15 protein-coding genes and 1 tRNA gene (1 of these 16 only partly in view) are annotated in these 8,194 nt (G+C 46.1%); all 16 read left to right on the forward strand.

The annotated features are described in order from the left end of the window. A tRNA-OTHER gene (locus QZL64_RS10685) sits at positions 1-50 on the forward strand; it begins 49 nt to the left of the window's first position. Positions 51-277: 227 nt separating this feature from the next. After that, on the forward strand, positions 278-613 hold the full coding sequence (locus tag QZL64_RS10690) for a hypothetical protein (protein WP_021841977.1): 336 nt from the start codon (positions 278-280) through the stop codon (positions 611-613). Beyond that, positions 610-1,557 carry a DNA cytosine methyltransferase gene (locus QZL64_RS10695; protein ID WP_021841978.1) on the forward strand — a complete coding sequence of 316 codons (948 nt, stop codon included), beginning with the start codon at positions 610-612 and terminating at the stop codon, positions 1,555-1,557. Before QZL64_RS10690 ends, QZL64_RS10695 begins: the two co-directional genes overlap by 4 nt. After that, the gene (locus tag QZL64_RS10700) at positions 1,554-1,901 is read left to right on the forward strand and encodes a hypothetical protein (RefSeq protein WP_021841979.1); all 348 of its coding nucleotides are present in this window, start codon (positions 1,554-1,556) and stop codon (positions 1,899-1,901) included. Before QZL64_RS10695 ends, QZL64_RS10700 begins: the two co-directional genes overlap by 4 nt. Next, the gene (locus QZL64_RS10705) at positions 1,898-2,083 is read left to right on the forward strand and encodes a hypothetical protein (RefSeq protein WP_021841980.1); all 186 of its coding nucleotides are present in this window, start codon (positions 1,898-1,900) and stop codon (positions 2,081-2,083) included. The genes QZL64_RS10700 and QZL64_RS10705 overlap by 4 nt, the downstream gene beginning before the upstream one ends. Positions 2,084-2,096: 13 nt before the next feature. Continuing rightward, positions 2,097-2,426 carry a hypothetical protein gene (locus QZL64_RS10710; RefSeq protein WP_021841981.1) on the forward strand — a complete coding sequence of 110 codons (330 nt, stop codon included), beginning with the start codon at positions 2,097-2,099 and terminating at the stop codon, positions 2,424-2,426. 20 nt (positions 2,427-2,446) lie between these two features. Further along, a complete protein-coding gene (locus QZL64_RS10715; RefSeq protein ID WP_021841982.1) occupies positions 2,447-2,758 on the forward strand; it encodes a hypothetical protein in 312 nt (103 codons plus the stop codon). Positions 2,759-2,774: 16 nt separating this feature from the next. Beyond that, complete coding sequence (locus tag QZL64_RS10720; RefSeq protein ID WP_021841983.1) at positions 2,775-3,974, forward strand: hypothetical protein; 1,200 nt, start codon at positions 2,775-2,777, stop codon at positions 3,972-3,974. A gap of 52 nt (positions 3,975-4,026) precedes the next feature. After that, positions 4,027-4,686, forward strand: a complete 660-nt coding sequence (locus QZL64_RS10725; RefSeq protein ID WP_021841984.1) for a single-stranded DNA-binding protein — start codon at positions 4,027-4,029, stop codon at positions 4,684-4,686. After that, complete coding sequence (locus tag QZL64_RS10730; protein WP_296309563.1) at positions 4,683-5,012, forward strand: hypothetical protein; 330 nt, start codon at positions 4,683-4,685, stop codon at positions 5,010-5,012. Before QZL64_RS10725 ends, QZL64_RS10730 begins: the two co-directional genes overlap by 4 nt. Next, positions 5,006-5,446, forward strand: a complete 441-nt coding sequence (locus QZL64_RS10735) for a DUF7768 domain-containing protein (RefSeq protein ID WP_021841985.1) — start codon at positions 5,006-5,008, stop codon at positions 5,444-5,446. Before QZL64_RS10730 ends, QZL64_RS10735 begins: the two co-directional genes overlap by 7 nt. Positions 5,447-5,623: 177 nt before the next feature. Further along, the gene (locus tag QZL64_RS10740) at positions 5,624-6,379 is read left to right on the forward strand and encodes a rolling circle replication-associated protein (protein ID WP_021841986.1); all 756 of its coding nucleotides are present in this window, start codon (positions 5,624-5,626) and stop codon (positions 6,377-6,379) included. Positions 6,380-6,509: 130 nt separating this feature from the next. Further along, positions 6,510-6,770: a hypothetical protein gene (locus QZL64_RS10745; protein ID WP_021841988.1), complete on the forward strand. Its 261-nt coding sequence runs from the start codon at positions 6,510-6,512 to the stop codon at positions 6,768-6,770. Continuing rightward, positions 6,757-7,176 carry a VRR-NUC domain-containing protein gene (locus QZL64_RS10750; protein ID WP_021841989.1) on the forward strand — a complete coding sequence of 140 codons (420 nt, stop codon included), beginning with the start codon at positions 6,757-6,759 and terminating at the stop codon, positions 7,174-7,176. Before QZL64_RS10745 ends, QZL64_RS10750 begins: the two co-directional genes overlap by 14 nt. An 18-nt stretch (positions 7,177-7,194) precedes the next feature. After that, positions 7,195-7,983: a ParA family protein gene (locus QZL64_RS10755; protein ID WP_021841990.1), complete on the forward strand. Its 789-nt coding sequence runs from the start codon at positions 7,195-7,197 to the stop codon at positions 7,981-7,983. Between the two features lie 6 nt (positions 7,984-7,989). After that, positions 7,990-8,194: hypothetical protein (locus QZL64_RS10760; protein ID WP_296309567.1), on the forward strand; the 205-nt coding region annotated here is incomplete at its 3' end.

Below are 8,194 nucleotides of genomic sequence, written 5' to 3' on the forward strand. Positions count from 1 at the left end.
GAGCACACGCATATAAGCGCAAGATACCGTTTCGATTACGGTCGGGCGCATTGACAGGGTGGCAACCTGTAACGGAAAGCAGCAGGCGAAAAGCTGCAATCTGGATACCGTGAAAAAATCGCAGCGGGCACACCAGCTAGAGAGTATGTGGATGGTCAACAGGTTTTGAGCAGTTTTTTAAGGCGAAAAGCTGCAACACGGTATACGAAAGCCAGAACAGGAGGGCGGCAGCTATGCAGAGGATAAGAGCGCCGCCGACACGAAAGAGAGGCGGAACATGAGGACAGCAGCAGTGATTTATACAGAGACAGTAATACACGGAGAAGAGTACAGAAAAGGTTATGAATATGCGCAGATGCGCCGCAGGCAGCAGGAAAGAGAAAAGTGCCGGAGACAGAGAGAGCGGGAGCGCAGGAAAAACTATTTTATACAGCAGAGGATTTACGGTATTGCACTTCTAATATTAACCATTGTCGTATGCGCATTTATGAGAGACGCGACAATAGCGGTCATAACAGTACCGCTGGGGCTGACATTGATAGTAAGTAAGAGAATGTGGATTATAAATGAGTATTACTGGAGTACGAAAGAAAGGAAAACCTTAAGAAGATGATACAGATATTAGAGCTTTTCGGAGGGATAGGCAGCCCACGTTGCGCACTTAGAAATATCGGGATACCCGTAAAAGCCATTGACTATGTAGAAATAGACGAAAAAGCAGTACGCTCATACAATGCCATGTTTGCGGATGAACTGCCGTATAAAACACAGAGCGTTGTTGGATGGAACTTAAAACCAGATATTTTAATCCACGGCAGCCCATGCCAAGATTTCAGCATAGCAGGACACCAAAAAGGAGCGGACGAGGGGAGTGAGACACGAAGCAGCCTAATGTGGGAAACAATACACATTATTGAGCAAATGGGGGAATGGAAACCATGCTATGTTATTTGGGAAAACGTGAAGAACGTAACAAGCAGGCATATGCGGGCGAATTTCAATAGATACATTTCCGAAATGGAGAGGCTGGGATATACGAGCAATTATGAGCTGCTGGATGCTAGGGATTTTGGATTACCACAGGCAAGGCAGAGGGTGTTTACAGTATCGGTTTTCGGAAAAGAGAAGTTTATATTTGACGATTTGATTAAAACGCCTATGCGCAATATAAAAGATTTTCTGCTGGAAGATGCGCCACCAGTATATGACGTAACACAGCCGAGCGTATTAAATGTGATCGGAGAAAAGGGAATAAAGCGAACAACGATCATAAAAGATTATGCTTACACAATTACGACAAGGCAGGACAGAACGCCAGCACAGGTAATTGATATGGGGAAAGGGCGTTATAGGTATCTGACAGAATTAGAGTGCTGGAGGCTACAAGGATATACAGACGAGGACTATAAGGCGGCGGCAGCAGTTCAAAAGAGAAACGGGCGTTATAAGATGGCGTTATATAAGCAGGCAGGAAACAGCATACCTGTGCCAATTTTTGAAAGCCTATTCAGAAAGATACTTTTGGGAGAAACGCAAAGCAGGGAGGACAGAGAATGAGCAAATACAGTAAAGAAAATGAGAGGATAACAAAGATTTTCAAGTGGACTGTGATTATAACAGTTCTGCTCATAATTGCGCTGACTATATATAGCTGTGCAGCGGGGCAGCAGGCAGAAGAGCTGAAAGAGCCAGAGCCGCTTATAATCGAGATCCCCGAGAGGGAAACAGAGGGCAGCGTAACAGTATACACAAGTGACGGCGCTGTATATGGATTTTACGGGGATATAAAAATCATCAATGATGGAACGGACGGAAACCAGATTACAATAGAGCTTTACGGCTGGCTTGTGGGAGAGTACCAGCACGGAGAGCCGGAATATAAGGAGGAAAAAGCATTATGAAAATCAAAATAACAGAAGAGATACCAACAGCGATTAAGCCGAAAGTAGGGGAGGTTTACGAAGTTACGCGGACAGAGGAAAGAAAAGGGCGCGGATACGGAGGCGGGATAATTTACTTTATTAAAGTAGGCGGCGCAGAAGTGGGAGTTTTAGGCAGAGAAATGAAAATAGTGGAAAAGTAGAAAGAGGCAAAACATGAGTAACGTATTTATAAGAAGTCAGGACAGAGAAAAGTTGTATTGTTTCGGAATATCATTTAACAGCTTACAGTACAGCGAAGAGATGGAACACAAACGGGGAAACAAGGCTGAAAAGCACCACGCAATCTACATTGCAGATGGATGCTTAGAGAAAATTGCAGAATACGAAAGTAAGGAACGCTGCATTGAGGTACTGGATGAATTGCAGGAAGTATGCGGAAAATATCTCATGGTACAGGGAGGCGCTGCATTGATAAGAGGCGGAATGAATGTGCAGCCAGGGGCTTTCGAGATACCGCGAGTATATGAAATGCCGGAAAAGTAGCGGGAGGAACGGGCGGAGATATGACGGTTAAAGAGCTTACAGACGTATTAAGCAGCATTGAGCTGGTGCGAATTACAAAAGGAAGAGGCAACAAATACGAAAGAAGCAAAGACGATTTATACATAGGATGGCTGGGAGAGCTGAAAGCAAGCCCGGAGCATATAAGCCCGGAGACATGGAACGCAGAAGTAAAGCACTTTGCGGCAGTGCAGGACATTAAGCATAAGAAATGGCAGGAGCTGGGGCTGATACAGCCGCTTGAACCGGGCAAATATCCGCAGTACAGCTTTAGCGATCTGACAATGAGCACATATTACACAATTTATATCTGAAAGAGAGGTAGAGAACATGGAAAACATTTTAGGAGCAGTGAGATACGGTATCAAGATCAGCAAGAAAGAGAAGAACCCGGACGAGAGGGTAACTTACATACATGATGCAAAGGACTTGCAGCCAGCAAGAATGAACTTTGATACAGGAGTATTTGAGTATGGGAGCTGGCAGGGCAGGGCTTTTGCAGCACCGGAAAATAATTATCCCTGCATGGTAAAAGCTGACGGCACAGAAGATTATAAACTGATGCAGGAGGACTACACAAAGAAAGAGGACGGCGCGGAAAGTGATGTGGTAAACGCAGATTACGCCGGGAACGCTATGGCAGCATTTAAAGGCGGATGGCTCTGCCAGTACGAGACGGAGACAGACGAGTATATCATCTGGAGCAATATAAAATATGATGATGGATATAACGCATATCACAGGACAGCGCCGGACGGAGTTATCAGAGAGGGATTTTACCGCAGGATTTACAAGCCCGCGCTGCTGAATAATGTAGCAAGATCAATCAGCGGGCAGCAGTCAATGTACAGCAAGAACGCAACGCAGGAACGCACATACATTAAGGCGAACGGCGAGGCATGGGAACATACAAGCTGGTGGGAATGGAACTATATTATATGCCTGCTTAAGATCATGGCAAAGTCAGAGGATTTACAGGGCGCATATGGCAACGGGAACATGAACGGCTATGTAAATGACGCTGCACAGCATTACGGAATTTTAACCGCCGGAACGCTCAACGACAAGGGGCAGTTTTTCGGATACAACACGAATAATCAGCAGGTAAAGGTATTTCACACAGAGGCTATGTGGGGAGATCAGTGGGAAAGAATTTGCCACATGATCTGTGATAAAGGCGTTGTGAAAGTACAGCCCTATGGAGATGGAAACTTTACGGGTGCAGGATTTGAAACCGTCTTTGATTATGCTGATTTAGGAATTAAGGCATCTGCAAGCGGATACGTGAAAGATACCGTAATGACAAAAGCCGGACGTTTCTTTAAAACATTTGGCGGCAGCAGTTCCACATATACGTGTGATTACGGTTATATCAATCCTACTATTGTCTCTGCGCCTCTTGTGGGCGGCGACTGCGACTACGGGCTGAATTGCGGTGCTTACGTGCACTTGAGCAACACCGCTGGCAGTGCGTGCTGGTACGTTGCGCCCGGTCTTTCTTGTATCATGCCTAACGCTGCGCAGCAGTAAAGGGGGAACGGGGGATATTTCCCCCGCAATAATTGAAAGGAGATCAGACAAAATGAACAGAGACAACATGGCAGGAATTGCCGGAGAGATCACAGATTTACAAAAGAGTACAGAGTTATACGGGCACGAGATCGGAGCGGCATATATTGCAAAGTTGACAATACCGCGCATAAGCGGGATTGAGGACGAAGTAATAGCCGCGATACCAGAGACGGCGATAGAGCCGAAAGACGCAGAAGAGATGCAGGAGGCACAGCCGGGAGATAAATTACTTATTGCCGGGAAAGTGCAGAAAGTGCGGAATAATGAAACAGGAGAAACCACAGTATTTATATTAGCTGAATTTGCCTCACTTGTAGAGCATCCGCTGTACCAGAATGAAATAGCGATCACTGGCGAGATTATGAATATTCCTGCCGTGCGTGAGACACCGAGAGGAAAGAAAATTACTGATCTCATGATAAGGGTAGATAACGAGCTGGACGGAGGCGGCGCATATATACCGTGTATCTGCTGGCAGGCTGCCGCAGAGGAAATGGCACAGTATAGCAGAGGCACAGTGGTTAAACTGAAAGGAAGATTGCAGAGCCGGGAGTATATCAAGAGAAGATATACAGACAGCGACAGCGAAACAGAAGAGATAAAGATAAGCCGGGAAGTTTCAGCAGAACAGATAGAGGTATGGTGGCAGCCGGAAAGGGAAGAGCAGTGAAATTTAACTGGAGCGAAGAGGAAAAGGAAGAGTATTACAGGAGAGCAGAGCAACAGTTAAATGAGGCGGGTATAGATTTTGTGGGCGTTGATCGGTCAAAGTTTGGAGTGATCGGCTGGAATGCAGAGCAAAAGACAGTAGAGGCGGTTTCCGTTTCGCTTACAGGATATCCGTACCACCATTTCAGCAACAAGAAAAGAGGGCAGCTTAAGAGGCTGGGAAATTGGCAATGCACAGATAAGTGCAAAAGAGGCAGCGGAAAGCCTCATTTCATGCACTCACGGCTTATATATGGAAGAGACGGAGGAAAAGGGAAGAAATGTTAAAAGCGTACATATGTAGCCCATATAGGGCGAGGACAGAAGCAGAGCTTGACAGAAATATAGAGTATGCGCAGGAGATCACAAGGCGGGCGCTGCTGGCAGGCGTTGCGCCGATTACGCCGCATTTATACATAACGCAGTGCCTTAATGACGATAAAAAAGAGGAAAGGGAAGTAGGTATAACTGCCGGGATGGAAATTCTAAAAGGCTGCGATTTTGTCATAGCCGGGATAAAGTACGGCATAAGCGCAGGAATGAGCCGGGAGATTGCGCTGGCGGATGCATCAGGAATAGACGTAGTAAACGCGGACAAGCTGGCGCTTTATCTGAGGTATAGAAAAATAGAAGAGTATGTAATAAAGCGTATCGAAAAAGATCATATGCAGACCTGCGCAGATATTATGAAAGCGTTTGTTACAGAAATTCAGAGGAAATAAAAAGAAAGCCCCTACGGTACGGGAATACCGCAGGGGCAAAGCTATACAGCTTTCTTACCTATAAAAGAGTATAAGCAATGTATGGCTGATAGTCAAGTGATCTACGGGCAAAGCGCCTGTTTTTACACTTGATAAAAGTATTAACTTTACGACAGGAACATAAAGGAGTACAAGGGTATGCCGTACATTGAGAGGACTACACGGGCAGGAAAGACAATAGAGGTAGAGCGGTATTTTACGAGTAGGTATAAAAAGCAGGGGATAAAGAGAGGGGATAAGGTTAAGCCCACCAAAGAGGAACAAAAGAAAGTGAATACCCGGCAGGCTGAAAGAAAGCTGCGCATACTGATGAACGCGAACTATGGCTACGGAGATTACCACGTTGTACTAGACTATATACGGGTAAAGGGAGAAGAGCCACGGAGCAGGGAGCAGATGCGGCAGGACATAAACGTATTTTTGAGGGAGCTACGCAAGGAATACAAGAAAGCCGGGCAAGAGCTGAAATACATACACGTTATGGAGATCGGGGAGAAAGGGGCAAGACACCACCACTTAGTTATCAATCAGATTGATACAAAGATATTACAGCAATGCTGGTATAAGGCGTATGAGGGGCACAACAGAGTAAAAGTATTCCCGTTAGATGATAGTGGGAACTACGCAAAGCTGGCAAGCTATTTCATCAAGTACACGGATAAGCACAGGACGAAAGAGGACGGAGCATTACAGGGAAAGCGTTGGAATTGCAGCAAGAACCTTGTAAGACCAGAACCAGAAATAAAGATCATAAGCAACCGGGAATATTTTAAGGCAGAGCCAAAAGCCATTAAAGGGTATTACGTGGACAAGGACAGCGTAAGTAGCGGACAGCATAGCCCGGAATACTACGGATACGGATATCTGCGGTATACGCTTGTGAAACTGGAATGATCGGAGGAAAGAAAAAGATGCAGACGGTAGTTATAGCAATAGCGGCATTTATTGCCGGGGAGATTGCGGGAGTAGTTTTAACGGCGTTGATGCAGGCAAGGAGAGAAGAGGACGAACAGGAGGGGAGCGAATGATAGGAGCGGTTTTAGATCGGCTGAAATACTGGATATTCCAGCCGGGAAAGGACTGTAAGCACTGCTGCTTGTGGTGCGAGTATTACGATATCTGCAAATGGGATACCATGACAGGAAAGACAGCAACAAACGAAGAGACAATAGAAATACTGACAATGCGGGTAGCACAGGACAAAAGAAAAGACGGACTGCTGTACAGAATTTACAAGTATGTTGAGCTGAAACAGAAAGAGAGGCAGAGGCGTGAGAAATTTTAGACTGGATGATGAAAGCGGGCATCAAGAGGCGCTTTTTGAGTGGGCACAGTATCAGCTATGGCATATGCCGGAGCTTGAATACATGTTCCATGTGCCGAACGGAGGGAAACGAGACAAAGCAACAGCCGTAGCACTGAAACGGCAGGGAGTAAAAGCAGGCGTGCCGGATATCGTGTTACCTGTGCCGAGAGACGGATACCACGGGCTTTACATAGAGCTGAAAGCCGGGAAGAATAAGCCGACACAGAACCAGAAGCGCTGGCTCAAGTTCTTGCAGGAGGAGGGATATTATACAGCGGTATGCTACGGCTGGCAGGAGGCGGCGAAGCTCATAGAAACATATCTGCTAAAAACAGAGATAGACGCGGTAATAGCAGAATTGCACAAGATGGAGGCAGAGGAATAAGAGAAAGCGAGGTAAAACATGAAAACGATAAGCATATTAAACTTAAAGGGCGGAGTAGGAAAAACATTTACGGCAGTGAATATGGCATATGAGCTGCACAGGAGAGGTTATAACGTCCTGTTGATCGACAACGATAAACAGGGAAATTTAAGCAAGGCATATAGCAGATATGATGCAGATACATACAGCCCGGCAGCGCGGTTATTGTCGGGAGACTGGCAGCAGGCGGACGAACTGATACAGTGCACGGACTACAAGGGTATTGACATCATAACCGCTAATATGGCTCTGCTGGGAGCTACATGGCAGCTCACAGCCTGCGCAGAGGAAATGCAGACAGGAAGATATAAAAGGCTGGCAGAGGCGGAAATAGAGTTTTACGGGAGTTGCGCGGTATGGGGAAAATATGATTATTGCATCATTGATAACCCGCCAGACATTGCGCTGAACGTCATAAATGCGCTGGAGATCACAGACGAGATAATAGTACCTGTAAAGATTGACGAGTGGGCGCTGGAGGGGCTGGATATCCTGCGGGAGCAGATCGAGGACGCAAAGCAATTTAACCCGGATTTGAAATTAAAAGGCGTTCTGGTTACGTCTTACCAGAATACAGACGGAGAGGCAGCCGGGCGCGAATGGATGCAGCAGCAGGAAAATATAAACGTGCTGGCAACAATCAGATATTCAAAGAAAGTTGCGGAGAGCACATTTACTTTCAAACCGATTTACGAATACAGCCCGTGCTGCGGAGCTGCACAGGATTACAAGAAATTTGTTACAGAGTACACAGGGAAAGCGAGGTAAAGAGATATGGCAAAATTCGGGATAAATGACATTTTGAACGCGAAGAGCAAGGCGGGGGCAGCAGGCACGACAGAATACAAAGAGATTTATTTAAGCCCTTACGAGGTTAAGGAGGCAGAAGAGAATACGCATACAACGCTTGAAAATATCGAGGAACTGGCAGATTGCTTTTTAACTGTGGGGCAGGAGCAGCCGACAGTATTAGCCAGAG

Origin of the sequence: Veillonella sp. CAG:933, from assembly GCF_000431435.1 — a bacterium.
GTDB lineage: Bacteria > Bacillota > Negativicutes > Veillonellales > Veillonellaceae > Veillonella_A.